Annotated in this window: 22 protein-coding genes and 1 tRNA gene; 7 read left to right on the top strand and 16 right to left on the bottom strand. The window is 58.6% G+C overall.

All coding sequences use genetic code 11. The features are described 5' to 3' along the window. Positions 1-108 precede the first annotated feature (108 nt). From cas2e to HMPREF2559_RS12185, 9 genes are all read right to left on the bottom strand, one after another. Positions 109-432: a type I-E CRISPR-associated endoribonuclease Cas2e gene (gene cas2e, locus HMPREF2559_RS12585; RefSeq protein ID WP_256374997.1), complete on the bottom strand. Its 324-nt coding sequence runs from the start codon at positions 430-432 to the stop codon at positions 109-111. Continuing rightward, on the bottom strand, positions 429-1361 hold the full coding sequence (cas1e, locus tag HMPREF2559_RS12580) for a type I-E CRISPR-associated endonuclease Cas1e (protein WP_083297849.1): 933 nt from the start codon (positions 1359-1361) through the stop codon (positions 429-431). The genes cas2e and cas1e overlap by 4 nt, the downstream gene beginning before the upstream one ends. After that, the gene (locus HMPREF2559_RS12200) at positions 1348-4014 is read right to left on the bottom strand and encodes a CRISPR-associated helicase/endonuclease Cas3 (RefSeq protein ID WP_083297848.1); all 2667 of its coding nucleotides are present in this window, start codon (positions 4012-4014) and stop codon (positions 1348-1350) included. The genes cas1e and HMPREF2559_RS12200 overlap by 14 nt, the downstream gene beginning before the upstream one ends. Before the next feature lie 76 nt (positions 4015-4090). Further along, on the bottom strand, positions 4091-4762 hold the full coding sequence (locus HMPREF2559_RS12575) for a type I-E CRISPR-associated protein Cas6/Cse3/CasE (protein ID WP_083297847.1): 672 nt from the start codon (positions 4760-4762) through the stop codon (positions 4091-4093). Positions 4763-4917: 155 nt separating this feature from the next. Continuing rightward, complete coding sequence (gene cas5e / locus HMPREF2559_RS12570; protein WP_083297846.1) at positions 4918-5622, bottom strand: type I-E CRISPR-associated protein Cas5/CasD; 705 nt, start codon at positions 5620-5622, stop codon at positions 4918-4920. Further along, positions 5615-6691, bottom strand: a complete 1077-nt coding sequence (gene cas7e / locus HMPREF2559_RS12195; protein WP_070540958.1) for a type I-E CRISPR-associated protein Cas7/Cse4/CasC — start codon at positions 6689-6691, stop codon at positions 5615-5617. The genes cas5e and cas7e overlap by 8 nt, the downstream gene beginning before the upstream one ends. A gap of 73 nt (positions 6692-6764) precedes the next feature. Beyond that, positions 6765-7352: a type I-E CRISPR-associated protein Cse2/CasB gene (gene casB / locus HMPREF2559_RS13540; protein WP_371325683.1), complete on the bottom strand. Its 588-nt coding sequence runs from the start codon at positions 7350-7352 to the stop codon at positions 6765-6767. Between the two features lie 62 nt (positions 7353-7414). Then, positions 7415-9007 (bottom strand): type I-E CRISPR-associated protein Cse1/CasA, encoded by a 1593-nt coding sequence (locus tag HMPREF2559_RS12565; RefSeq protein WP_083297844.1) that lies wholly within the window; start codon positions 9005-9007, stop codon positions 7415-7417. Positions 9008-9510: 503 nt separating this feature from the next. Further along, the gene (locus HMPREF2559_RS12185) at positions 9511-10731 is read right to left on the bottom strand and encodes a tyrosine-type recombinase/integrase (RefSeq protein ID WP_083297843.1); all 1221 of its coding nucleotides are present in this window, start codon (positions 10729-10731) and stop codon (positions 9511-9513) included. 296 nt (positions 10732-11027) lie between these two features. Here HMPREF2559_RS12185 and HMPREF2559_RS13430 point away from each other — a divergent pair, with 296 nt between their 5' ends. From HMPREF2559_RS13430 to HMPREF2559_RS12170, 5 genes are all read left to right on the top strand, one after another. Then, positions 11028-11240 carry a helix-turn-helix transcriptional regulator gene (locus HMPREF2559_RS13430; protein ID WP_083297842.1) on the top strand — a complete coding sequence of 71 codons (213 nt, stop codon included), beginning with the start codon at positions 11028-11030 and terminating at the stop codon, positions 11238-11240. A gap of 11 nt (positions 11241-11251) precedes the next feature. Then, positions 11252-11659 carry a hypothetical protein gene (locus HMPREF2559_RS12880; protein WP_148138823.1) on the top strand — a complete coding sequence of 136 codons (408 nt, stop codon included), beginning with the start codon at positions 11252-11254 and terminating at the stop codon, positions 11657-11659. Beyond that, positions 11652-13877, top strand: a complete 2226-nt coding sequence (locus HMPREF2559_RS12180; RefSeq protein WP_070540949.1) for a Rep family protein — start codon at positions 11652-11654, stop codon at positions 13875-13877. Before HMPREF2559_RS12880 ends, HMPREF2559_RS12180 begins: the two co-directional genes overlap by 8 nt. Before the next feature lie 97 nt (positions 13878-13974). Beyond that, positions 13975-14265 carry a hypothetical protein gene (locus HMPREF2559_RS12175; RefSeq protein ID WP_070540946.1) on the top strand — a complete coding sequence of 97 codons (291 nt, stop codon included), beginning with the start codon at positions 13975-13977 and terminating at the stop codon, positions 14263-14265. Positions 14266-14595: 330 nt separating this feature from the next. Continuing rightward, complete coding sequence (locus HMPREF2559_RS12170; protein ID WP_070540943.1) at positions 14596-16191, top strand: plasmid recombination protein; 1596 nt, start codon at positions 14596-14598, stop codon at positions 16189-16191. A 192-nt stretch (positions 16192-16383) separates the two neighbouring features. Here the strand turns inward: HMPREF2559_RS12170 and HMPREF2559_RS12165 are convergent. Continuing rightward, a tRNA-Arg gene (locus HMPREF2559_RS12165) sits at positions 16384-16456 on the bottom strand. A 97-nt stretch (positions 16457-16553) separates the two neighbouring features. On the opposite strand from HMPREF2559_RS12165, the gene HMPREF2559_RS12160 reads away from it, so the two are divergent. Next, positions 16554-16832 carry a cg0963 family protein gene (locus HMPREF2559_RS12160; RefSeq protein ID WP_070540940.1) on the top strand — a complete coding sequence of 93 codons (279 nt, stop codon included), beginning with the start codon at positions 16554-16556 and terminating at the stop codon, positions 16830-16832. Between the two features lie 19 nt (positions 16833-16851). On the opposite strand, the gene HMPREF2559_RS12155 is transcribed toward HMPREF2559_RS12160, so the two are convergent. From HMPREF2559_RS12155 to HMPREF2559_RS12125, 6 genes are all read right to left on the bottom strand, one after another. Next, entirely contained in the window at positions 16852-17436 is a 585-nt protein-coding gene (locus tag HMPREF2559_RS12155; protein ID WP_070540938.1) for a hypothetical protein, read from the bottom strand. Next, complete coding sequence (locus tag HMPREF2559_RS12150) at positions 17437-17715, bottom strand: glutaredoxin domain-containing protein (protein ID WP_066512114.1); 279 nt, start codon at positions 17713-17715, stop codon at positions 17437-17439. Next, entirely contained in the window at positions 17712-18245 is a 534-nt protein-coding gene (locus tag HMPREF2559_RS12145; protein ID WP_070540934.1) for a dihydrofolate reductase, read from the bottom strand. The genes HMPREF2559_RS12150 and HMPREF2559_RS12145 overlap by 4 nt, the downstream gene beginning before the upstream one ends. Beyond that, complete coding sequence (locus HMPREF2559_RS12140; protein WP_210387042.1) at positions 18245-19051, bottom strand: thymidylate synthase; 807 nt, start codon at positions 19049-19051, stop codon at positions 18245-18247. The genes HMPREF2559_RS12145 and HMPREF2559_RS12140 overlap by 1 nt, the downstream gene beginning before the upstream one ends. Before the next feature lie 59 nt (positions 19052-19110). Continuing rightward, on the bottom strand, positions 19111-19797 hold the full coding sequence (locus tag HMPREF2559_RS12875) for a hypothetical protein (protein ID WP_066512124.1): 687 nt from the start codon (positions 19795-19797) through the stop codon (positions 19111-19113). 126 nt (positions 19798-19923) lie between these two features. Next, positions 19924-20685 carry a 3'(2'),5'-bisphosphate nucleotidase CysQ gene (locus tag HMPREF2559_RS12125; protein ID WP_070540922.1) on the bottom strand — a complete coding sequence of 254 codons (762 nt, stop codon included), beginning with the start codon at positions 20683-20685 and terminating at the stop codon, positions 19924-19926. 48 nt (positions 20686-20733) lie between these two features. On the opposite strand from HMPREF2559_RS12125, the gene HMPREF2559_RS12120 reads away from it, so the two are divergent. Continuing rightward, the gene (locus tag HMPREF2559_RS12120; protein WP_070540919.1) at positions 20734-25590 is read left to right on the top strand and encodes an Lhr family ATP-dependent helicase; all 4857 of its coding nucleotides are present in this window, start codon (positions 20734-20736) and stop codon (positions 25588-25590) included. The last annotated feature ends 39 nt before the right edge of the window (positions 25591-25629 follow it).

Genomic DNA, 25629 nt, shown 5'->3' with positions numbered 1-25629 from the left:
GGAAATACCTCCGCACGCGCGGAGAAGAGGGCCCATGAGCCATTCGATCATTTCGGCGCTGGGAAATACCTCCGCACGCGCGGAGAAGAGACTTCCTCAGCTGGAAGTTTACACTTCGGAACGTCGATTTTTCGTCTTCGACGTCGAAAAGGTGGCTGATAGGAGCAGTCCGTCCAAGTCAATAATTGTACGGCGATTGGGGCCTAGCGTATTGATAGCGAATCCTTGCTCTCGTCGGCTGTCTTCATTGATCATGGTTAAACTGCCCTCTTTTAATGCTTCTGAGCAACGGCGCCACAAGTTATCACGGACTCGTTTAGAAACATTGCCAACGTAGACGCCTGTATCGGCTTCAGAGAGGAATCGCGAGAGATAGCCATGCATATGTTGTGGGAGGCTGCGGGAAGTAATGACGAGGAACAACGCAATCACTTCCGTCCATACTGGGTATGTCCTGCGACCTCGGCACCGCGACCAGAGATAAGCCGATCATCATCTCGACTCGGCAGGTAAGGAGTGAGAATTTCTATGAGCACTTCTATCATGCCACGCAATAGCTTGCGATGATGAATCTCTTTCCGGAGTGCCCGCCGAATCTCTGCCGCAGAGTCTTCGTGGCTCGCCAGTGAGAAAACGAGCGGGATCGAAATGGTTGGTTTGTAAAGATCCGCGAGGTCAAAGAGTAGGGAACGTGCATCGCCGCGATGAATAACGCCAAGTGCAGGATTTATGCCAATGGCAGCACAAGCGGAGGCCGCACAGCCATAGAGTATTGAGTTGGCGAGATTAAGCCCCTGGTTGACGCTGTCTGTTGCAGCAGTATTACGCCGGAAATTCTTTATCCCATGTTTCGTTGCTTGTGATTTATAGGTGTTCTTCATGACGCGTCCTTCCAATCCGCGCATGGTTGAAATACTCATTGACTCTTCAAAGTTATCTATTCCCAGCTGACGCCGGTATAGCTGAATAGCAGCTTTGCGTTGATTCGCCTCGTTTGAAACGAGTCGAGCTTGAGCGATGGCCCATCGGGCTGATGACGTAAGCGGGGCGGCATGTGCGTAAGCGGGGACACCACCACCGCCAGTAAATACGACGGATGCGCCAGAGCGTGTGCACGATGTCATGGCGGCCGCAGAGATGGTGGTGCCGGGACCCAACATTAGGACTGCGAGCCCGCCAACTGGAATTTGGACCCGTTGTGTGAGAGCCGCACCTTCAAGTTGTGAGTAGGCAACTACTCCTGTATCCGACTGGCGGATGGCGCAACGCTCGACGTACGCAAAGCTGATGCGGTCTTCTAATCGGACCTGATGATCTGCTGGAATAGTAGAAAATGCAATTGCATCGTCAGAGTAAGCCATCGTGAGTACTTTCTTTGCCGGATATGGCCCGGCTATAAATCAGTCCGTCGTTGGTGTCGTATTCATCGGTGAATTCGATTACCTGTAAGTGGGCCAACATGGATTTCTGGAAGGGGTTAGTCACGAAGCGCATATCGCCTTCTGCGAAGACAGCTGAGCGTAGGTTTATGGAAGCAGCAAGAACGCGTCGAACAGTCTCCTGCGTGACCGGTGATTTTGCTAGTTCGAGTAGCTTGCTGCGAGAGAGCGCACCAGGTATGTGGAAAGGATTGCCCACAACGAGTGCGCGAAATGTTGGAAATTCGATGAATCGAGTTGAAATTTCGTCGAGGGGAACCGGGGAATTCGTAAGCGACCCGAGCTCGCGCAAAGTGAGTTTCTCGTTCCAGGCATCGGCGAGTGGAGCTTGGACGCTTAATGCAGCGGTCTTCTTGTTTTGGGATTGTGCCAACGCGTCGAGCTCTTGGGTGGTCTGTATATCAGATAAAGTGAGCGTGCATGTGTTGACGAAGTCCTGACAATCCTTCGGGAAGATGATTTTTCCATCGGCGTGGGATAACCACGTCGCCGTACGTGTCAAAAGCGCTTCTGAGTAGGGCAGGTTTTCCTGCTCGGAGAAAGCCCGATGGCATACGACGTGAATCAGGCTAGATTTGACCTCTGGCACACGAGTAGCTCGGCAAGGATCCGTCCGTCGCCAAACACGGCCAGCACGTTGAATAAGCGAGGACGACGGACAAAGATCTGTGGACAACACGTCCAGGTCAATGTCTAGTGAAGCCTCAATGGCTTGAGTCCCCACGACGCAGAGCCCGGCGCCAGACCCATGTGGCCCCAATGCTTCCAAGAGCGCATCAGCATTGTGTTGCCGGTGTGCTGCAGTCATGGCAGAGTGCAGCGTTAGCACCTTTTCGCCATGATCGCGTAACGCGGAGGCGACGTCTTGCGCACGTTGTACTCTGTTGCAAATCACCCCAATTCTGGCATTGGGATAGCGTTGGCGCATCCCTAAAACCCAGTGGACGTGGGATTTTACAGTGTCCCCACGTTCGAGATATTGAAGATCAATGGTGATTTCGGTTGGAATCGATTCCAAAGCAATGGGTGTTTGGCCAGAGGGACGAACTTCGGGGAAATGGACGGCATCTGAAAGCGCAGTGCCAGTGTAAGCATGTGTGAAGGCTTCACACTGCTGTTGCGAGAGAGTGGCGCTGAGCAGCGTCACACGGGTTTTAGTTTTGCCGAGCCACTGCAGTATCGGTTTAAGCAATTGCGATTGATAGGGGTCAAGTGTATGTGCCTCATCGATGACAATATGTGCGTTGGCCAGGGCTAAGAGTAGAACGTGAATCCATTTCACCGGAAGTGATGCTTTGAGTGCCTGATCTACAGTTCCCACGGTCACGGATGCCAACAGGCGCTGCATGCCGGAGCGTACAAAGTCACTGGGGATGAGTCCTCCGGTGTCCTTGGGAAGATGATCTTCGTCGAAAGAAGTGACCGGAGATGAATAGAAGTCTTCGATCGTTGCCATGCTGTGTGCCAAGGCCGCAGTGTTCGGCGTAGTTGAAAAAATCTTCTGAACGCGCTTCATGAGTGCATTTGATGTAGCCATTGTGGGTAGGAGAAACATGAGACGTTCGTTGCGTTGCGCGTGACGCAGAAGAGCCGCCTCCGTCTTGCCAGAACCAGTGGCAGACATAATAGTCAGTAACCCGTCAGGGTCTTCTAGCGCAGCGCGCTGCGCGGGACGTGGGGAGTACTCGCCTAGAATCGCCGACTTGGCGGCGGATGGTGAATCCCACCCCTTATAGACTCCCAATTGATTGTGCAGATGTGCCGAGGCTGCGGGCGCCTGGATAGTGATCCAATCCTGCGCGCTATTGAGTGACAAAGTGCCCGATGCCATGCGCTCTTGTGAACGCTGGATCCAGTCAATGCTGGAAACTAGGCGGTCTGCGAGGACCGTGAGGCCAGAAACGAGGAGCATGGCAGACGTGGAAACTTCTGATGGAAGTACTTCAGGAACGCCGCAGACCTCTCGCAAAGTGGAATCAAGTGACTCTTGTGCCGCATTAAAGCCACTGGTTCTCTGACTGAAGTTCCATTCCTGGCGGTAAAATTTTTCCTTGCGTGGGACTTCATCTGCAAAGGGAGCGTCGAATCGACCGTGGTGTCCCATAGCGGGGATTGCGGCCCAGCCCTCTTCAGATGGGGCGTCTAAAGTGATTTCTTGGAGCAAGTAACTGGCAGAAGCCTGCTCATGACGCCGGAACCCACGGACTGTTTGTGCGCTATTTTTGGTCCTAGACGGGACTGTGAAATTGCAGTGACCTTCTGCTGCGATAGCAGTGCGTACTGCAGCCCACCGGTGCGCCTCTTCGGCAGATAGCGGGCGGCCCGGTGCTAGTTGTCCCTGGAAAATAGGGTTGGCTTTGCCCAGATCATGGCTGCCCACCAGCCACATGACAATGCCGCGCGCGTTGGGACCGAGATGTTCCGTCAGGAATTCACGGAGTCCGGGGCGCAGCCAATGATCGTAGAGTTCGCCGCCCATGGCAGCTGCATCCAGTAAATGAGCAAGGAGAGGATAAGGGATATCTAGGCTGTGATTCTTTGCCCAGAGTTCAGAGAAAATCGGGGAGGAAGACATGTGGCAATCTCGCAGCGATGTTGGTGGTGCATGAACTAGGAATAGAGATGACTTATGTAGCGAGCGCTAAGGAGAATTACGCCAGAGCACGAATCGAAAGAAGACCGCAGCCGTAGGCCTTCTCACGCCCTACCCCTGTGGCGAGAAATGAGTGAAGACTTTCGGACTCGCCGGCTAAGGCAACGCCATCTATGTCATCAATTTGCAAAGTCATTCGGCCTTGTTGCCTGGGATCTTTGAGTACGGTACGGCGATGGTTCGTGATTTCGATGTCAGTGAGCGCCGGCGCAAGTTTCTGTGCAAGCCAAGGCGTGAGAGTAGGAATCTCAGTGAGCTCGTGATCTGCGGGCACGGGGCGAACCTTGTAGGTACGTTTGCCTGAGGCATTAGTGAAAGATTCACGGCGGATTGCATTGACGCTCAGCCGGAAGCTGACCGGTGTCGATGGAGCTGGAGGATCAAGAGCAATTTCTTTAGTGATGATTTCAGGAAAACCCGTGATGGTTGGTGCTACTGCAGATTGGATAAGAAAGTACGGTTCTTGTCCGGCAGGGGTATCGAGTCGGAACAAGATATCGGCGTGTGAGCGTGGATTGTTATCGTCAAAAGAAGGGAACAGACCCATCACAGCCCGGTGTCGAAATGTGGGGCTATTAAGGCTATAAGGAGTGATTTTGGCAGAAGCCTCTTGTGCCGCCATTAACAGTGCATGCGCGGGAGCTTTGGTGAGGAATAGTGTGGAGGGCATGGTCAGAGCCTCAGGCTTTCGAGTAGATTTGTAATAGCTCTTTCTCCACGTGGGTGGAGGTATTTCGTATTTCAGTTGATTTGAGCAGGTATTCTCCGCTGACGCGGAGGCAACGCTTGTGGCGGTGACACGAGAAGTATCACCGCAATGAGTTCTTAAGCGGTTGCGCGGCGATGTAACGCAAGGTTATCGACCTTGCGCAGCCATTCATTCCGGGTTGCTACAGCAGGGGCCCATTGCGTAGACGGGACAGCTGCTTCGCCTAAAGCTAGGTCGAAGACCCGAACAGATGTTTTGGCCTGAGCGGAACCGGAGGCCACGACAGCGGGAATAAGCGGCAGAATGTCGCTTGACCCAGTTCCCAAATAGAAGGGGAATACTGCCGGAAATGCTTTACGGCCTAGATAAAGAGAGAATTCCGGTGATCGGAGGGCGGAATCAATGCCTTCCGTATATCCACTATGAGTAATCCTGACGATAAATTCTGCATCAGCTAGATAAGCGCGTCGGCTGATCGCTGTTGCACCGACCGCAGGGTTGAAGGACAACTGTTTAATGGATGTCGCTTTCATTTGTTGCATCATTGCAAGGCGACGGCGGAATGAGTACTCGTCTTCTCGCGATCCGATCGTCTGAAAATCATCGGTGTAAGTTGGAGGTTTGTCCTCGCGGACTGTGAAGTACACGTCTTCAAGCCAAGTGGGCCACTGGCCGCGGCGCGCGCCCAAAGCTGCTGCGAGCAGGCCTCGTAATGCTGAGGCCGTGGGGCGGGGCTCAGTGCGAACGAAGTTTCCGGATACTGCCAGCCCGGCCCATGATTGCAATGGTCCGGCAAGTCGAATGTAAGTTGAACTAGTCATTGAGGATCCACCCAACGACCTGCTCGATAAAGTTGTCTAGTGAGACAGACTTCAGATTTCCGAATTTTCCCTCTAGATCTTTGTAAGTACCAGCGAGTACTTCCGCAGGGCCAAAGTTGCGAGAATCGAATTCTCGAGCAAGAGCATATTGTTCGGCCAGCGCGTCGACAGAAGGCGCAAGGAAACCTCCGTTGCCTCTGGATTGAACAGGCTGGTCAAAGTCATACGCGGTGCGGTACTGCTGCTCCTCTGCGAGGACCAAGGCAGGAAGAGTGTACGGTGCTGTGCTGTTTTCCTTGCCACGAGGCTGGCCGTAGATAACGGCGCGTATCAGCTCTTCGAGGTTACCTCGGGCCTGTGGATCTGTGAAACCAGACCAGCTCTCACGCAACTGTTGCTTATCGATAGAGATGGTTCGGTAGAACACACCGCTCGTGTACTGGCTCACGCCCAAGAACGTCGCTCCAGTCTCATGGTTTTGCTCGCGAATGTCGTCGACTGTAGAAAAGTAGTCCGTGTCGATGGTCGCGGCGTGGGTCGTGATGGCGGGGGACACGCTGAGTGCAGCTTCGGTGTTGTTCCCCGGCGCGTTAGCGAACATGCGGCCAAACGCAGCAATTGCTAAAGAGCCGGTCTTGTGGCCAGCAATCATGTTGGCTACATCATCTGCCGATTCGCCTTCCTGTGCCTGGACGATGTGCGTTGCGGCAGTCAGTAGTTCCTCGCCTGAAAGCCACGTGGAGCGATCAGACTCATTTTCTGTCGCCTTAGCCTTGGTTAGCGCACCCACAATTTTCTTTGCAGTTTTCAGTGCGGCTCCTTCATCTAGATCTGGAGCGAGCTCGAGGGCCTTTTCAACGATGACTTCTGCCAGCTTGCCTGAGCGGATGGAAATTTGGCCAGATGCGTCTTCGTAACGAAGTCGGATGCCGCGCTTAATGGCTTGGGAGGAATGAAGCGCGCGCAGAACACCACCGTGCATGGTGCGCTTGGGCACCCCGGTGTCATCGCGATTCAGGTTGGAGTACGGGATACTGGTCAGGATGCTGATGGTGAGGTGGCGAGACATGATTGTCCTTTCGACAGTTTGAGAGCACCATGGGTGCGTTGATGAGCAATGAAAGAAGTAGTAGAAGTAGTTGTTAGTCTGAGTCTTTTTGGGGATCTGTGCTTGTCCGCGTGCCAAAGCCAGCGTAATAGTCCTCGAGAACGCGACGGCGATGTTTTGCAGAAGTGTTGCTTAGACCATTTCCCCAGGAGAAGAAAGTTCGGAAAAGGTCCTTGATATCGAGTGCCGGCATGTTGTCTGCGGCGGAGGCCAAGTCCATGATGCGTCGAATCGAAACAATGGCGTCTTCGGCATTCTGCGTGTGCAGATAGGCTAGGCGTTGCGCTACCGAGTCTGGCTCCGTTGGGTCAAAGTCACCGGAGGCGTCCCCGGACAAGCCGCGGGAAACTAGGTTGCACCACTGTCCCAAGCTGCGTTTGGGAAACGAGTCGCTCGGCTCGAATTCTGGGAACTTGTCATGTTCCGCGATGAGGGAACATAGGCGTAGCGCAATGACTCGCTCGCGGTGAGTTGCGTTGGGCCCCAGCACCGGCAGCACATACGGATAGGCATAGTGCTCCGTGGCTAGGGAGCCACCTCGGCGCAGACTTGAGCGTATGCGTCGCCATTGGCTATCGCCGTGGCCGTGTGGATCGGTACGGGAGTCCCGTAACCAACGCATTAAAGTGTGGTAGAGCGGTTCCCATGTGCGGGGACGAGTGCTTGCTGATTCCATGATTACCTCTATTCAGAAGACTCAGGGGCGGCGAATTGATTGATGCGGTATCGTGCGAGCCGCAAAATTCCAGCTCGTACATGAGAGATTCGGGCGGGTTCCTGTCCGAAATAAGGCTGAGTGACATCGTCGTATGCCGTGATCGTGGCTGTCATTAGACTGGTGCACAATTTTTGGGAGGGGATGTATTTGGCCTCGGATTCTCGGCATTCCTTCAGCAGGAGGGAGAAGCTATCTGTCATGTGGCGCCAGAATGCTTCGCTTACGCTGTTCCGGGAGTTCTCCAGAAAGTCAAGAACGAGTGGGACTCTCCCGTTGGCTCGTTCATTGGAGTGCTCACGTCGGAATGGTCCGGTGACTAAGGAATGCAGCCTTTGAATACAAGTTGCGCCCTCGGAGATTCGCATTTCTACATCGATGTCAGTATCGTGCGCCCATTGCTCGATGTGGGGAATGAATACCTCGGATGCGCGAATATTGGGGCTGGAAGCGGTGCCCTCGAGCCGGTGACGCACGAAAGCCAGAGTGGTGTCTCCGCGAGGAGACACCATTCTTGGCACGCACCATTGGGTGTAGGCTCCAGTGTTGTTATCTGCTGCCCAGCTGGTAGCCAGAGCTGTGGCGTCTTTGCCGAGGTCTAATCGTTGGAGCTTGAGTTCCTTGCCGTTGTATCGGTACAGGTAGAAAGGATCAGCTTCGTTGCGTGTAGTCCACCATTCCTTCTGCTGATTCTTATCACCCATTTCAGGCAGAATCCACTCAGCCGGAACACCTCCTGTCCGCACCCCAACGAGTTTGTTGTCCTTCCATGCGGTTGCAGGAGAGTTGGAGCTCCAAGTCGCAGCCCATAGGGGATGGATGCAATCGTGCTCGCGGGAACGGGCGCAGGTCCTATCAGCCCAGGCCGGGAGCCCCTGTCCCTCAACCCAGGATCGGGGAATCATGCACAACAGTGTTTCTAACAAAGATGATCCGTGCCAGAGCACTTCTGTCGCGGAGTTGTCTGCGCCTACAAAACGCATTGCAGGAGAACCCGATACGCATTTGTCCCCGTTATAGGCGTTATTTCCGGCGACCGACAGGTGGTGATAAGTAACGAGCTGAAGTACGGCGTCTTCTAGGCTGAGTTCACGGGGCGAACTGAGGAGAAGATTGGAGAATTCCTCCCCCTTGTCAGGAGGCATGGAAGGAGACAACTTTTTGACGGGTTGTTTACCTGGGCCTACGTAAGTTGATTTCGCCTTGGGATTGGTGAGGTTGAGTGCGGGTCGCTGCATAAAGGGGAAATCGGGATCATGGAGACGTGTTCCTGGCTCTAGTGTGGATAAGGCGAAGTCCACTGCGTGAGTAGATAAGCCAGAAGCGAGAAGATTTCTGATGCCACGTGGGGTTGTGTCGGTCTCGAAACGTAAACAGATAGCAGCTGTGGCTGCGAGTAGGCGAATCTGGGCACTGTAGTGGTAGCCCGGGATATTTGTTGAGATATCGAAATGTGGGGTATGAGCTCGGAGAAGTGCTTGCCGAACATCCATTCGACCATCGGTCGTTATGAGAAAGGGAATGTCCGACAAGCAGTTTAAGGTGTTCATGTCATCGGGCATGAGTGTCCTTTCTGCGGTCCCGCCTGGATAAGATAAAGATAACGTGACTGAGAATCTCCGTCAAGGGTTTGGACTCAAATAAAATCAAATCAGCTTAAATAGTCGGATAAATGTCAGGGGATCTAATCTGGCTGCGCAGAAGTTGGCGTTTGTTGTTTATGGATGCTTGGCTGGACCGTCCTCCGCGGAGTGAGAGGTTGCGTGGCAGGTGCACCGTGAGGAACTCGAATTTCCACCGGTCATTCGTCATTCCAGGAATTGACAGCCAAATGGTGACCATCACCCGACTAATAGTGTCAACTATGACTCGACTGAGGATAATTGTGCCCCAGAGAGGATTCGAACCTCCGACACCGGCTTTAGGGGTGATCGAACCAATATCGCCAGGATAAACGAGCATAAACAGCCAGCATAAGTGCTGTTTATGGCCCCCAGGTGGGCAGTAGGTTAGCACGCGGTTACCCCTAGGTTATTCGGTCAAAGTGAGTAGATTAGTTAGTAGATTATTTTTGTCCGCCCAAAAGTACTAACTTGCTCGTCTCAATGACCGGCTTGACGTTAAGCGCATCGGTGTATGACGCGCCCGATACCTCCGGCGTGTGTCCGAAGTAGACGGAAATGAGATGCGGCGGCAGAACGCCCGCCATGGCCGTCGTGAGAACCTTCCGCCAGACGTGCGAACGATTCTCGGCCAAGAAGTCGAACCCTTGAGTCTTTGCGAGGCCCGTGTAGTAGTGACGCACCGCCTTCGTCGCCCCGCTGCGATCCCATGCCTTGCTCGCATCATTCGGTGCCGGTATCACTAGCCCCGTGCCTGCGTGTGCCTTCGCCAGCGCCGCCGACACCTCCGGCACCAGCACCGGCACCTTGCGCGGCCTTCCTGTCTTCGCCAGCTCGGCGGTAACTGTCACCCAGGCCGTGCCCTTGTCGTCGATTTCGACATTCTCCCAGGTCAGTGTGAGCGCTTCGCTGATCCTTAAGCCCGTAGCCATTTGCAGTACCGTCAGCTCCATAACGCGTGCGTGTCTCGCTCTAGCGCTTAACTTTTTAGCCTGCGGTGAGTCTTGCCCCGGCATCGGCGCAGACGGGTCTTCTTCATGCAAAATAAAGTGCAGCAGCGTTTTCCACTCTTCAACAGTAGGAATTGTCGCGTGTTGTGTTTTCGCCCGTGTAAAGGGCATAGCAACGCCGTGAATAGGGTTTCTGTCGAGCAGTCCGTATTCGATCTGCTGCTGAATTACATACGCGCTGACCACGCTTCGCGCCTGCCGTGCACTTTCGGCCCCGTGGTTATCGGCGATGGTCTTGATTACCGCCTTCATCGCCGCTGCCGTCGTGAGTGACCGAATTGAGCGTCCTTGAGTGTATCTGCGGTAAAGATGAAGAACCTCCAGATAGCGCGCTTGCGTACGTGGCTTTGTGTCAGCGCCTTCAACTGCGGGAATGACAACATCATCGATAAATTCGGTAATTGAATCGTCCAACGTCCAGCTGTTATTTGTGGTCACCGCCGCCGATTCTGCGAGTATTTTTTCAAATGCCCTCAGCGCGCGTGCTCGGCATTCCCCGGCATCTCGCCCTTGTGTTCTTTTGTTATGCCGTTTGCCTGTCCAGTCCTTTCCGCTCCAGCGTATGGCCTTCCCTTTGCCAAACTTTGTCACTTTGACTCGATTGATTGTGTGCTCACCCGGTTGCAGTGGTTGTCTTCCCATGCCCAGAAGCATACTAACTTAGTAGAAGTTAGTACAGTTCGAAGCCGAATGCGCCTACAGTCTTGCGCAACCTAGTAGTAACCGTGTACTGTTGACGGTGAAATTTTCACATTCGCACCCGTTGTGTGGCCCCCGGGCAGAACAATACAGACGACAGACAAGGATTCTCAGCGTATATGCGCTGGTAGGAATCGCTCACCCGGTGGATATCCACACTAAAAGCATGACTGGTTTTCTATAGGGCAGCAGGCGTTACGCATAAGTCCCAGGTTGGTTGAAAACCGCCACCCCAGGAGGGGTTTTCAGTCATGCCAAAACTGGTATCAACCTGCGAATTACTTACCACGGCAGAATTTGCTGACCGCCTCAAAATCTCTGTCGCTACTGCCCGCCGTTGGCGTCATAACGGTAAAGGCCCTAACTATGTCCGCTTGGGCCATAACGATGTGCGCTACCGGCTCGAAGACGTCGATGCCTTCCTCAAGAAGCAGACCGTCACCACCTTCGGCGGTGATGCGTAGCCATGTCGAAAATGAAAAACTCCGCTGCGGCAACAGCGGAGCAAAATAAAAAACACTTCGCTCACAAGATTACACGAAACGATGCCGCACAACAAGAGATAAATTCATGCCTGCGGCACGGCTGCCAGGTTTCTCCAAGATTCACAGGGAATTCTTCCACGAAAAGTGAATTCTCGAATACGGTGTGTGTTTTTGGATTTTTCCAAACGGAATTTCACCAACCGCAAAACGAAAACCTGCAACTACCAGTAAAAACACTAACGCGCGCGGGCGGCTTGGGCTTGTGTCGCCCGCGCGGGTTCCGCTGCGAAAATTTCTGTTTCCGCAGGTCACATCGTTGCACCTCCGCGAAAAACACACATCGCAAAATCTGTGTTTTTGGATTTTTCCCCGTTTCGGCGGTGGTCCGCGATGCCTAAGTACGAAAAGTGTGACGAAAAACACACCACGGAAGACACGGTTCTAGCGCCGGAATCGGAGCCGCAGACCGTCAAGGCGTTGCCTGAATCTCTGCAACTTCTGCAACTCGTAGGTACCGACAAGTGCCCGTTCGGGCCGGGTGGGAAGTGGCACAAGCATGACAGGAAGAAGTTCAGCGTATTTTTCATCACGCAGCAAGCGTTCTACGACGGTTACGGCGATTTGCTCACGGAGGAGCGTATCCGAGAAGCGCTCGCCCCGAAGGGAATGACGGACTGGGCCTACATTCTGCACGACCGCGACACGTATACGGCGAAGGACTTTAAGAGTAAGTACACACCACCGAAGGGTGCAGCTGTCGGTGGCAAAAAGCCTGCTCATTGGCACATTGTCATTTTCTGCAAGTCGCGTAAATCGATTGCAGCGGTCGCGAAGGCGCTCGGTGTTCCGCCGCAGTATGTGGAGGGGAAGCCACCTAGTGCATTTCTGCCGCTCTGTAAGTACTTGACGCATGAAGACCCCGCTCAGGCGGACAAGGAGACCTACGACCGCAGCGAAGTAGTCACGAACGTGCCAGACCTTTGGGAACAGGTCGACGAAGACGATGAGCGCCGAGCGCAGAAGAAGAAAGTCAACATCGACGAAGTATCGACGCTGGTCGCGCAAGGAAAAATGACGCTCGCGGAAGTGCGCGAAAAGTACTTGCACCTCTACGTAAAGCGCGGTGTTCTTGCACATCTTACGAAGCTGCGCGGCGACTACCTGCAGTACGCGCCACTGCCGCCACGGGTTGTAAATGTCCTGGTCTACGGTGACGGCGGTACCGGTAAAGACCTCATCGGCAGCGCGCTTGCCCGCGTACTTGATTTCTCCGTATTCAAAATCGGCGGTGAAAATGTCGGCTTTGATGGTTACGACGGCGAAGACTGCATCATTTGGGAAGATGCGCGCGCCGCGACGATTATTCACGCATGCGGAAACAGAGGTAACGCGTTCCGTATGTTTACGCCATTCAGGCAATCTGAAAATACCGAAGGTCGCCTTTCGGTCAACATTAAGTACGGCCGGACTTACCCTAGCCAGCGCCTCAACATTGTCACGGCTGCGACTACACCGGATATCTTCTTTCCGGGACTTGCAGGTACCTACACGGATCGTTTTGGCCGTATGCAAATGGCCGAAGACGAATCTCAGGCTTACCGCCGTTTTCAGATTCTCATCAGGGTAGAAAAAGGCCAGTACACCATCTACCTGAACAAGGGGTTTTTCAACGGCACCCGTGAATTTTTCGATTACGACACTGTTGGTCCGTTTTCGCAGAATTTAGAACAGCTCCGCCGCCGCGTCGACGACATCGCAGACCCGGATGAGCGCGAAGCGGTGATCCGTGAAGTTGAATCGCGTACCGTCGCTCCGGTTGTAGACGTAATTAAGCAAATTTTGTATGGCGACCCCGCCGCGCCGACAGAAGACGCCAACACGCTACTTGCCGACTTCGCTAACGCAGGTCAGCAGGTGACGGCGCGCACCTCGCGCATCAACCCGCCGTCGATGGATTTCGCCGCCGGAGGCGCGAAGCAGAACGCGCACTTTTCGCGTACGGATTTCTTTTGCACAGCGGTACGAGCGAACCCCGCCGCGCCGCCTCGCGCTTGGTTGCTCGACGGTGCGGAGGATGGCCAGCAACACCGCATTTTGCAGGTGCAAAACCTCGACGGCACGTATACGAACTATTTCGCGGGGCTGAGCTACAGCCGTAGCGGCTACGCAACGCGCTCTACAGGCGCGCTGGACGGCTCGGCAACGACGGTGAGCGCTGCCGTAGCCAACGGCGTACTTATCGCCGGAGAACCGGCCGATTCACGACAATTGTGTGTCAGCAGCAACGGGAAAACCTACGTCTGGAATTGGCACGACACCGGCGACGACAAAAACCGCAAGAACCTCGAAGTACGCCTATCCGCCAACGGCCGCGACATTCTCCGCGTCGTCAGCGAAAGTGGTGACGAGTATCCGGCGGATACGCCGCAGCGCCTACAGCGCTACAGCGCCGCGCTGGTGGACAGCGCCACTCAGGTCAGTCTTGAGCAGAACGTAATCAACACCGATGAAGCAGTAGCCGTCATCAACCGGGGTACTTGGGCCACCGGCGCAGTAACCGACGACGAACTGCAACGCATCATCGCCGCGATCACTGCTGGCGGTGATGTGTCATGAGTCGTTTCGAGCGCCAACGCGCGCCCCCTGGAGCAACGCGCGCTTGCGCGTGTTGCCCATCACGTCAATATCAGAAATTGGAAGGATTCAACCCCTCATGTCTGTCAAGACAAATCAGATCGAAAAGGCCGCAGCCCGTATGCGGAAGATTCAAGAAGAGAAGCGCCGCGCAGCGGAGCAAGAACGCGAACAAAAAGCGGAGATGAACCGTCTCTGCGGTGAAGCGTTTCGCGATGCCGCTACCGGCGGCAAGAACTACGGCGACTTTCTGAATAAGACAGTCGCGGAACTTGCCGCGCATCTCGGCATTATCGACCCGCTCGATGAAGCCGAGAACGACGACCAGGAGGACTACGGCGAGCAGTACGGCGGCAGCTCGTACGCGTAGCCGTAGAAGTTCGACAACGCCCCCGATACAACGCACGTTGTTCGGGGGCGTTGTCGTGCACGCAGCGACGCGGAAGAGCCGACCGAATAGGGAGGGTCTGCAGCGTCGCGCGATTGCCCGCCGCAGGCGCCCCCGGTGACAATTTCTGATGTATCGCTTGCGATACGTTACAGAAATTGTCCTAGGGGGGCTAGGACATATGCTATGTCTGGGGTAGGTTGTGTGTTGAGAGGACGGACGCAGGACGGCAGAGGCTCAACACACAACCGAGGGGACCCAGGCATTGCATATGGCCCCATTCGGTACCGAATGGCAGCGAGAGGAGCGAGCATGGCAACAGATACAGCTGGGCGCGCAGCGATGCACTTGCATCCGATGAGTCACGGAGAGGCTTCATCGGGTGATGCGCGCAAGAACGTAGCGCGCGAAGGCATGCGCGATTTGGACGAGAAAGACACGCAACACTTTGCGGCGCAGAACCCGAACATTGTTGCCGCAGACACGCACAAAAACGTCAGTTTCGTCAACGACGGCAACGGCGGTTTTCGCCCGGCAACGAACGTGAACGAAGCCGTGGAGTATCAGCGGCAGCGACGCGAGAAGGTCAATCGCAAGATCGCTGCCCGCTCGATGGAGTCGATGGATTTCGTGGTGCATTTGCCAAAGTCGATGTGCGTAGAAGTGCCGGATTTTTATCCCGGTGTGCGCAATGAAAAGACGGGCAAGACAGGCAAGCGCCGCTCCCGTTGGGTGGCACGGGATGAAGAAGAAGCGAAGCAGTATTTCCGTGACGCGCTGGAGTATCTGCAACAGCACGTGTTTCCGGGCGGGCAAGCATCGGTGGCGTGGTACTCGATGCAGTTCGATGAATCCACGCCGCACATTCAGGGTGTCAGTGATGTGTTCGACGAAGACCCGAAGAAGCCCGGCACACTACGCATTTCTGGTTCGCGTGCGTACATGTCGCATCGCGATGTTGTCTATGAGGACGGCCCGAAGAAGGGCAAGCAGATTTCCGGGCAGGAGAAGTTGCGCAACTATCAGACTGGGTTGCGTGAGCACATGATTTCGTTGGGCTATCCCGTGGAGGCTGAGGTTTCCGATAGGGCGCATGAGTCGTTCACGAAAGAGCGCTACGGCCAGATCATGGATCGTCAGCGGCAGCTGGACGAGGATAAAGCGGAGCTGCCGCAGCTTCGACAGCAGGCAGTGAGCGAGGGCTACGCGGCAGGGGAGGCCGAAGCGCAGGAGCTTGTCTCAGATGCAACCGATTTGATGGATCAGTTGCAGCAGAAGCAGCAGCAGATTGACGACGAGCGCGAGAAGCTGGACACGGACAAAGAAGTGTTGCCGAAGCTGCGGAGACAGGCTGCCAGCGAAGGTCGCAAGGAGGGCTATAAAGCTGGGCAGGCTGAAGCAAAGACACTCGTAGCAGACGCAGAGCAGCAAGCACGCGACATTGTGCAGCAGGCACAAGCGAATGTGGAGCGGCTGCGCAAGGAACGCGAGCGCCTGGAGCAGGAGAACGAAGACAAGCGGAAGGAGATCGCGGGCCTGGACGCGACAATCAACGACAGGTGGGAAGAACTGGCAACGGCTGGTAATGAAGTCGCGGACAAGCAGGCCGAGCTGCGAGAGTTGCTGGATCACGTCAGCGCGGTGAAGGCATCGCGTGACAACATGACGGAGCTGGATTCGGACTTCTTGGACGTGGTGCTGGAGGACGAGTACATGCGAAAGCAGTACGACATGGCCAAGGACAAGCGCGCAAAGAAGCTGCAGGCCGCGACAGACAGCGCGAAGGACTACTACGAGAGCACGGCGGGGAAGAACGGGCAGCGACCAGGGCCGAAGGGTGGCGGCAACGGTAAGCCGAAGGGTGGCGGTAACGGTAAGCCGAAAGGAGACGGGCAACCAGATTTTTAGCTGCGGCGATAATGGAAGGTATGGAACACACCATCAGCGAACTGATTTCCGCAGACCCGGCCCTGTCCCGCGCTGCTACACCCTGAGTCCGATTTTCGGCAAAGTCAGTAGATAAGTTAGTAGATCTGCGAATTTGCCTGAAAGTCAGTAATCCCCCACAACCTGTTGGTGCAGGTCATGGGGGATTTTCTGCGCCCCAGGTAGGAATCGAACCTACGACACCGGCTTTAGGAGAGCCGTGCTCTATCCCCTGAGCTACTGGGGCGGGGGTGATATTTGCCTCCTCACAGGAGGGGGCAATCACGAGGAATTAGATTACCAGCCTTGCCCATTGGGGCCCTAAATCGGATAACTTGTTGAGTATGGTTAACGATCCCAATGTTAGGTTTCACGATGTCCAGCGCCGCGAAATTGTCACCGAGCTGGTGACGAAGGAAGGCGTGAAGACGCTGGCCGTGGAAAAGACGGTGCCGGGTGGTTCCACCGAGCGCATCCTGCTGCTCAATAAGGTGGACGCGCAGCGCCTGAAGATGGCACTGGAGGAGTACCTCAACACCGTCTACGCGTCCGAGATTTCCGGCATGGCGGGCACGCTGTCGCCGGCAGATATGGTCGAGCTCTTCGGCGAAGACGACGATTAATCTGGCGTGGTGTCGCGTCTTAGCGCGCCGCGACGAAGGCCGCGAAGTCGGCGAGAGCCCGCTTGAAAAGCGCCTTGTAATGGGCGGAATCCGCGGGGGAGGTAAGGCCCTTGACCTCAGCGGCGACGGTGGTCTTGCCGGGCGTGCGGGACTGGATGTTCATGGACACGCTGGCCGAGGATCCGTCGGGCGCGGTGGGGCTCGTGGCCGTCACGCGCCAGTAGTTCCACTTGGCTGTCTCGCTGATGCGTGGCTCGCCGTCAAGATTTAGAGGGAGCTGTGGTGCGAACTCGGCCCAGGCGGCGGCGATATCGGCCTGCGCGCCGGGGACGGTCTTTGAGGCATTCGCGCCGAAGGAGCCGTCGCAGCGCTCGCCGGGGACGCGGCGGCCGATGTGCTGCGCAAAAGAGACGGCAACGCCCTGGGCCCACCATTCCAGGTTCTTGCCCTTGAGGACGCCGTCCGGCTGGGCGGCGAGGGTGGCGCGGAGGTGGGAGAGGGCGGCATCGGCAAGCTGGGCGTGGTTGTGGGCCGGGTCGAGGAGCTTCACCCATTCTTCGCCCTGGATGCCCGTGGAACGGGCTACGGTATCCCAGGTCGCCATTTACGCGGTGAGCTCGGCGTACTTCGCGCGAACCTCAGAGGCCGGCGGGTTGGTGACGTGCGTGCCATCAGAGTAGAGGACGGTAGGGACAATGCGGTTGCCGTCGTTGACGGACTTAATCCACTCGTTGATGTCCTCGGTGCCCTCGGCCTCCGCGTCAACGAGGTCGTACGGGGTCTCCGAGCGGTCCAGGTTCTTGCGCAGCTTGGCGCAGAACGGACACCAATCGGCGTAGAAGATGGTCACGGGTGCGTTGGTCTCGGGGGTCTGGACAGTCATGCGGAGATTTTCCTTTCGTAGGTGAGGAACTTGTACTTCAACGGTAGTTCGCTGGGCGGTATTCCCGGCAGCTCCAGGTGGCCCTTCTCGGACGTAAGCCAACCGGTTTCGGCCGTGAGCGAGAAGTGCGCGGGGATTTCGGGGGCGAAGACGGCGTCCTCGCTATAGGCGTCGGCGACATTGGCGTCCATGAGGGTGATTTCAACGCGCTCGACCTGGCCCAGCGTTGCGGCGTAGACCTGGCCGCCGCCGATGATCCAGGCTTCATGCGGAGCGTGGTGAAGGTCGCGGAGGACCTCCGCGCCTGCGGACCATTGGCCGGGCAGCTGGCGCGAGAGGACGTAATTATCGCGGCCGGGCAGTGGGCGGAACTTGGGGTTGAGCGACTGCCACGTCTTACGGCCCATGACGACGGGCGCGCCGAGGGTGACCTCCTTAAAATGGGCGAGGTCTTCTGGCACGTGCCAGGGCATGGTGACGCCGTTGCCAATGCAGCCGTCGAGCGACTGTGCCCAAATCGCGCCCCACATTAGACGGACACCGGAGCCTTGATCGCGGGGTGCGGGTCGTAGCCCTCGAGCTCGAAGTCGGCGAAGTCGTAGTCGAAGAGGCTCGCCGCTTTATTGAGCTTGAGCTTTGGGTAGGGGCGCGGCTCGCGAGTGAGCTGTTCTTTGACCTGCTCGACGTGGTCGTTGTAGATGTGGCAGTCGCCGCCGGTCCAGATGAGGTCGCCCACCTCAAGGCCGGCCTGCTGGGCAAACATGTGCGCCAGGGCCGCGTAGGACGCGAGGTTAAACGGCACGCCCAGGAACATGTCCGCGGAGCGCTGGTAGACCTGCAGGCTGAGCTTGCCGTCGGCGACGTAGAGCTGGAAGAGCAGGTGGCACGGCATGAGCGCCATCTGGTTGAGCTCCGCGACGTTCCAGGCAGAGACGATAGTGCGGCGGGAGTCCGGGTTGTTCTTGAGCGTGTCCAACGCGCCTTGAATCTGGTCGATGTGGCTTCCGTCCGGGGTGGGCCAGGAACGCCACTGCACGCCGTAGACGGGGCCGAGCTCACCGTTCTCATCGGCCCATTCGTTCCAGATGCGGACGTTATTGTCCTGGAGCCACGTGACGTTCGAGTCGCCCTTCAAGAACCACAGCAGCTCGCCGATGACCCCGTGGAAATAGACCTTCTTTGTGGTCAGCAGTGGGAAGGACTCCGCCAGGTTGTAGCGCAGCTGCGCGCCGAAAATGGAGCGCGTGCCCGTGCCGGTGCGGTCGCCTTTGGGCGTGCCTTCCTCGAGGATGCGGCGCAGGAGGTCTTCATACGGGGTGTCGATCATGGTGCTCAGTGTAACGTCCAAATACAACATTGTGAGAGTCCTAGACCGCACCAGCATGGGGCAGCGTACTATTCGTGCTTCTCTTCCGGTGCCGACCCTCGCTCGAGCGCTTCTTTTTCGACAGGCAATGCTCTTGGCGAGTGGTCACGATTAAGCAAAGTCGGGAGAGTGTTCATAAACATCATTCCCAGCCCTCCTACACCAAAAAGTAAGACAATCCACTCGCGGTCAAGGACGAGCGCGACAAGGGCAATAGTGAGAAGACCGAGAATAAGCACGGCTGAGATGTACTGTCCGCGCGGCACGGCCTTTTCATCGATACGTGCATTGGCCCGCATGACGTCGGCAATAGCGTTCTCGCGGTTCGCAGCAGCTGTAGTGGCTTGAGCCGCCATGTCGAGGATAATCTGCGGTGCCGTCGGCTCAATATCCTTGTAACGGCCAAACTCTTCAGCTGAAGGCAAGGGGCCACTGTGGTATTGCGAGATTACCTGCTCGACAATTGCAACCTTTTTCGCCTTGTCCTCGGGAGAATCATCATCGTCTACGAGTTCCGCGAGTAACGCGTCATCGATTGTTGGATGTTTTGGCCCACCATCTTCCACGCCTTCGTCTGGATTTCGGTCGGCGTTGGCAGCATTGTCCCTAGGGTCATCTCGGGGTGACTGCGGCGAGCTGGGAGATATGTCATCGAGGTCTTCCCGCTCGTGATGACGCGGCGCAGGCTCTGGCCATTCAGCATGGTCACGGGTCATGCACCTTCTTCCTTCCTTGTGAAGACAACGAGTAGAAGTAACTTTATGGTTCGTAGTCTTCTTGGTGGTTAATTAACTGGAAGATCTAGTTTAATTTTCGGCGTCCAAAACGGCAATGTAGATAGTTTAGTTGTACCCGCCGTTGGCCTCCGCGAACTCGGCGGCCGCAGCGAGGACCTCGTCCTTGATTTCCGGGCGGCAGATGACCAGGTCCGGGATGAAGGTGTCTTCGTTGTTGAAGGTGATGGGGGAGCCATCGAGGCGCGAGCAGTGCAGGCCTGCGGCGCGGGCCACGCCCACAGGTGCTGCCTGGTCCCACTCGTACTGGCCACCGGCATGGATATAGCCGTCAAAGTCGCCGAGGAGGACGTGCATGGCCTTCGCGCCTGCGGAGCCGACGCCCACGGTCTCGTAGCCCATCTTCTCCGCGATAAAGCCGGCGACCTGCGGCGGGCGGTTGCGGGAGACCACGAACTTCTTCGACATGGGGCCGGTCACGGCGCGCACGTCCGAGGACTTGAACGTCACGCCCAGGTCCGGCATGCCCACGGCGGCGTGCTCCGGAACGCCGTTGATGACGAGGGCGATGTGGATGGCCCAGTCCTGGCGGCCGGTGGAGAATTCCTTCGTGCCGTCGATGGGGTCGACGATCCACACGCGGTCCTTCTTCAGACGGGACATGTCATCCGTGGCCTCCTCGGAGAGGAAACCATCTTCGGGGCGGTGCTGCTCGAGGACGCGGGAAATCCATTCCTGTGCGAGGACGTCACCAGCGTCACCCAGCTCAAGGCCACGAAGCAAACCGCTGGTGCGCACGCCTTTAAGGATTTCGCCGACGCCTTCAGCGATGTGGTTGGTAAGACGAGAATCTGTAAGTTCGCGGGTCATAGGAATTAGCCTACCTTGCCATGTCGGTCGCCGCGCTACAGTGAAGGAATGATTGACGCCGTCCTCGCTCAATTCCGGCCCGCCGTCCGGGGCTGGTTCGAGGATGTCTTTGCCCGCCCCACCGACGTCCAGGAGCAGGCTTGGCGCGCCATTGCTGCCGATGCCCACGCGCTCGTCGTCGCCCCTACCGGTTCCGGCAAGACCCTCGCAGCGTTCCTCTGGGCGCTTAATAACTTGGTCGAGCGCGAGGGCCAGACGGCACTGCCGCTTCCCGGCGCGGCGTCGGCTGGCGCCGCCGCCGGAAGTCATGGAGGAGTGAAAGTCCTCTATATCTCGCCGCTCAAGGCACTCGGCGTGGACGTGGAGAATAACCTGCGCGCGCCCTTGACAGGCATCGCGCGCAAAGCGGAGCGCCTGGGCGAGGAGGTTCCGGATATCACGGTGGGCGTGCGCTCGGGCGACACCCCGCAGGCTGAGCGCAACCGGCAGGTGCGCCGCCCGCCGGACGTGCTCATCACGACGCCGGAGTCGGCCTACCTCATGCTCACGTCCAAAGCGGCGGGCATCTTAAAGAGCGTGGATACCGTCATCATCGATGAGATTCACGCGCTTGCTGGCACGAAGCGCGGCGTGCACCTCGCGCTGACCCTGGAACGCCTGGCGCAGGTCGCCGGTGAATTCCAACGCATCGGGCTGTCGGCCACGGTGCGCCCGCTCGAGGCTGTTGCGAACTTCCTGGGCGGCGGGCGCCCGGTGGAGATCATCGCGCCGCCGGCGGAGAAGCGCTGGGACCTCACTATTCACGTGCCGGTCGAAGACATGTCGGACCTACCGGTGCCGGAGGCCGGCTCGACGATCGGCGAGATGACCGTCGACGACCCGCTGGGGATAACCGGTGGTCCGCTGCCTCAGCCGCGGTCGGATTCCGGGCTGGGGCGCCAGGGCATCGACGCCGGGCCCACCGAGTCCGCGCTGCCCACGGCGAAGTCCATCTGGCCGTTTATCGAGGACAAGCTGTACAAAGAGATCATGGCGCACCGCTCGACGCTCGTCTTCGTGAACTCGCGCCGCACGGCAGAGCGCGTAACGAGCCGGCTCAACGAGCTCTACGCGGCGGAGCACGATCCGGACTCGCTGTCGTCGGCGTCGCGTCGTCCGCCGTCTCAACTCATGGCGCAGTCAGACGTCGTGGGCAAGGCCCCGGCGGTTATTGCGCGCGCTCACCACGGCTCCGTGTCCAAGGACGAGCGCGCCATGACGGAGACGATGCTCAAGGAGGGCACGCTCAAGGCGGTTGTGGCGACGAGCTCGCTGGAGCTCGGCATCGACATGGGCGCGGTGGAGCTCGTGGTGCAGGTGGAGTCACCGCCATCGGTGGCCTCTGGCCTGCAACGTGTGGGCCGTGCGGGGCATGCGGTAGGGGCGGTATCGGCAGGCTCGTTTTACCCGAAGCATAGGGCGGACCTGCTGCAATCCGCGGTGACGGTGCGGCGCATGCGCGAAGGCCTTATCGAGGAGCTGAAAACCCCGCGCAACCCGCTCGACGTCCTTACGCAACAGACCGTCGCGGCTGTCGCTGCGGCGGGCGAGGACGGCCTCGACGTGGACGAGTGGTACGAGACTGTCCGCCGCGCCTGGCCTTACCGGGACCTGGCACGTGAGGTCTTCGACTCCGTCATCGACTTGGCCTCGGGCGTGTATCCCTCGACGGATTTCTCGGAGCTCAAGCCCCGCGTCGTCTATGACCGGATCACGGGCATGCTGACGCCGCGCCCGGGTGCGCAGCGCGTGGCCGTGACCAGCGGCGGCACCATTCCCGACCGCGGCATGTTTGGCGTTTTCTTGGTGGGTGGCGCGGAAGGCGGCGCACCCCGGCGCGTGGGTGAGCTCGACGAGGAGATGGTTTATGAATCCCGCGTCGGCGACATCTTTACGTTGGGCGCCACGAGCTGGCGGATTGAGAACATCACCCGTGACCAGGTGCAGGTCACGCCTGCGCCGGGGCATACGGGACGCCTGCCGTTTTGGAATGGCGACGCCGCTGGCCGCCCGTACGAGCTGGGCAAGGCCTTGGGTGCTTTCCGCCGTGAGGCCTACTCAGACCCGTCGCTCATTATTGACTCGGACGAGTGGGCGCGCGATAACCTGTTGGCCTACCTGCGCGAGCAGGAGGACGCGACGGGGCTTATCCCGGACGAGAAGACGCTGCTGCTCGAGCGCTTCAAGGACGAAGTGGGGGACTGGCGCCTGGTCCTTCACACGCCTTTCGGCCGCCCCGTCAATGCGGCGTGGGCGCTTGCCGTAGGCGCGCGGGTGGCGGAGCGCACCGGCATGGATCCGCAGGCGGTCTCCGGCGATGACGGTATCGTGCTGCGACTGCCTGAGGGCGAGGAAGCCCCGGATGCGTCCCTCTTTGCCTTCGATGCCGACGAGATCGCAGATATCGTGACGGAACAGGTAGGTGGCTCCGCGCTGTTCGCCTCCCGCTTCCGCGAGTGCTCGGCCCGCGCGCTGCTCCTGCCGCGCCGGAACCCCGGCAAGCGCGCCCCGCTGTGGCAGCAGCGCCAGCGCGCGGAACAGCTGCTCGACGTCGCCCGGAAGTACCCTTCGTTCCCCATCATCTTGGAGACCGTCCGCGAGTGCCTCCAGGACGTCTATGACCTGCCGGCACTCACGGAGCTCATGCGGGACCTGGGCCACCGGCGCGTGCGCATCGCGGAGGTCACCGTCGATCAGCCGTCGCCGTTCGCGTCCTCGCTGCTGTTTAACTACACGGGCGCGTTCATGTATGAGGGCGATTCTCCTTTGGCGGAAAAACGCGCAGCCGCCCTAGCGCTTGACCCTGCGCTGCTCGCGAAGCTGCTGGGCACGGTGGAGCTGCGCGAACTGCTCGATCCAGAGATCATCGCGGAGGTCGACGCCCAGCTGCAGCGTCGCACCCCGGAGCGCCGCGCGAAGACCACAGAGCAGGTCGCGGACTTGCTGCGCGTGCTGGGGCCCATCCCGGTCGCTGAACTCGGCGAGCATGCCTCGGTGCCGATGACGGCGCTCGACGCTCTGGGTTCGCGCATCATGCGGGTGCGTATTGGCGGGCGCGAGCACCTCGCGCAGTCTCTCGATGCCCCCTTACTCCGCGATGGCTTGGGCGTTCCCGTCCCGCCGGGCATCCCGGCGCAGCAAGCGACGATCACGGATGCGTTGGAGCAGCTCCTGTCGCGCTGGGCGCGCACCCGCGGCCCGTTTACCTTGCGCGAGGCTGCCGATGCCTTCGGTCTCTCCGTCTCCGCTACCTTCGCTGTTGTCTCTTCGTTGGACAGCGTGTTGGAAGGGCACTACCGCCAGGGTGTCGAAGAAACCGAGTACGTGGCCAGCGAGGTGCTGCGCGTCATCCGATCGCGCTCCCTGGCTGCGGCTCGCGCGGCGACGGAGCCAGTCACGCCCGCGACCTATGGACGCTTCCTACCGGACTGGCAGCAAGTGGCACCGGTGGGGCAGCAGCCCCCGTTGCGTGGCGCCGACGGCGTGTTTGCCGTTATCGAGCAGCTCGCTGGGGTGCGTCTGCCCGCCAGCGCCTGGGAATCCCTCGTTTTGCCCGCGCGTGTGGGGGATTATTCCCCGCGGCACTTGGACGAGCTCACGTCCTCGGGCGAGGTTCTCATCCTCGGCGCGGGCAAGGCCGGCGCGTCCGACCCATGGATCATGCTGCTGCCCGCGGACTATGCGGCGCAGCTGGCTCCTCAGCTGGGCGAGTTCGGTCCGTCCATGCTCCAGCAGTCAGTGCTCGACGTGCTTGCACGTGGCGGCGGGTTCCTTTTTGCTGATTTGCTGGCGGAAGTTCCCGGTAGCCTGGCGGCTCCCGGAGAGCTACGAGAGGCACTCTGGCAGCTCGTCGAGGCTGGGCTCGTCGCGCCGGATTCCTTTGCACCGATTCGCGCGCATCTTTCCGGTGGATCTCGCTCCGCGGCGGCGCACCGTTCCAAGCGCCGGCCGAGCCGTTCGCGCCTGCGCATGGGACGCACGTCCTTTGCCCAGTCGCAGCGTGCAACCTCGACCCCGCCGGACGTGGCGGGGCGCTGGGCGCTGGCGGTGCCGGCGGCATCGGAAGCAACGGCTCGCTCTTTGGCACACGGCGAGGCCTGGCTTGACCGCTACGGCGTGGTCACGCGCGGGAGCGTCGTCGCTGAGGATGTGCTGGGCGGCTTCGCGCTGGCGTATAAGGTGCTTTCCGGTTTCGAGGAGTCCGGCAAGGCCATGCGTGGCTACGTCATTGAAGGCCTGGGTGCGGCGCAGTTCTCGACGCCTGCTGTCATCGACCGCCTGCGCGGGCTCGCGGATTCACCGGACGTGACCGGCTGGCCGTCGGGCACGCAGGAGCCGCAGACCTACCTGCTGGCCGCGGCGGATCCGGCGAACCCCTACGGTGCGGCGTTGCCGTGGCCGGAGACGGAGGGCTCGCCCACGCGCGCGGCGGGTGCTTTGGTCGTGCTCGTGGACGGCCTGCCCGTCGCGCACCTCACGCGTGGCGGCAAGACGCTCACGACCTTCCCGGTGCCCGCGGGCATCGATGGCGGCGAGGTCGTGGGCTATATCGTGGCGGCGCTCACTGAGGCCGTCGCATCTGGGCGCCTCTCGCCGCTCACCATCGAAAAGGCCAACGGGGCCTCGGTCTTTGAGACCCCGTTGGCGAATCAGCTGCGCGAGCACGGCGCAGGGATTACTCCGAAGGGCGTGCGGATTTCTGGCAAGCTTTCGACCTCCGTGGCGCCGAGCAGGCGGGGACGGTCGCTTTCCGATGCGCTGGAGTCGGTGCCGGAGGCCGAACCCTCTGATGGTGCTGCCGACGCGGGGTGTGAAGGCTGGCGGTCCGCGCCGGGTGGTTTCCGGCCGCGTGGGTATCGGCGCTAGGGATACGACTGGTGCCGCAGCACATCCTGGCTTTGGTTT

It is taken from the genome of Corynebacterium sp. HMSC072G08, assembly GCF_001809185.1.
GTDB classification, from domain to species: domain Bacteria; phylum Actinomycetota; class Actinomycetes; order Mycobacteriales; family Mycobacteriaceae; genus Corynebacterium; species Corynebacterium phoceense.
Note: the sequence above shows the minus strand (reverse complement) of the source record. Positions and strands in the feature narration are given on the sequence as shown.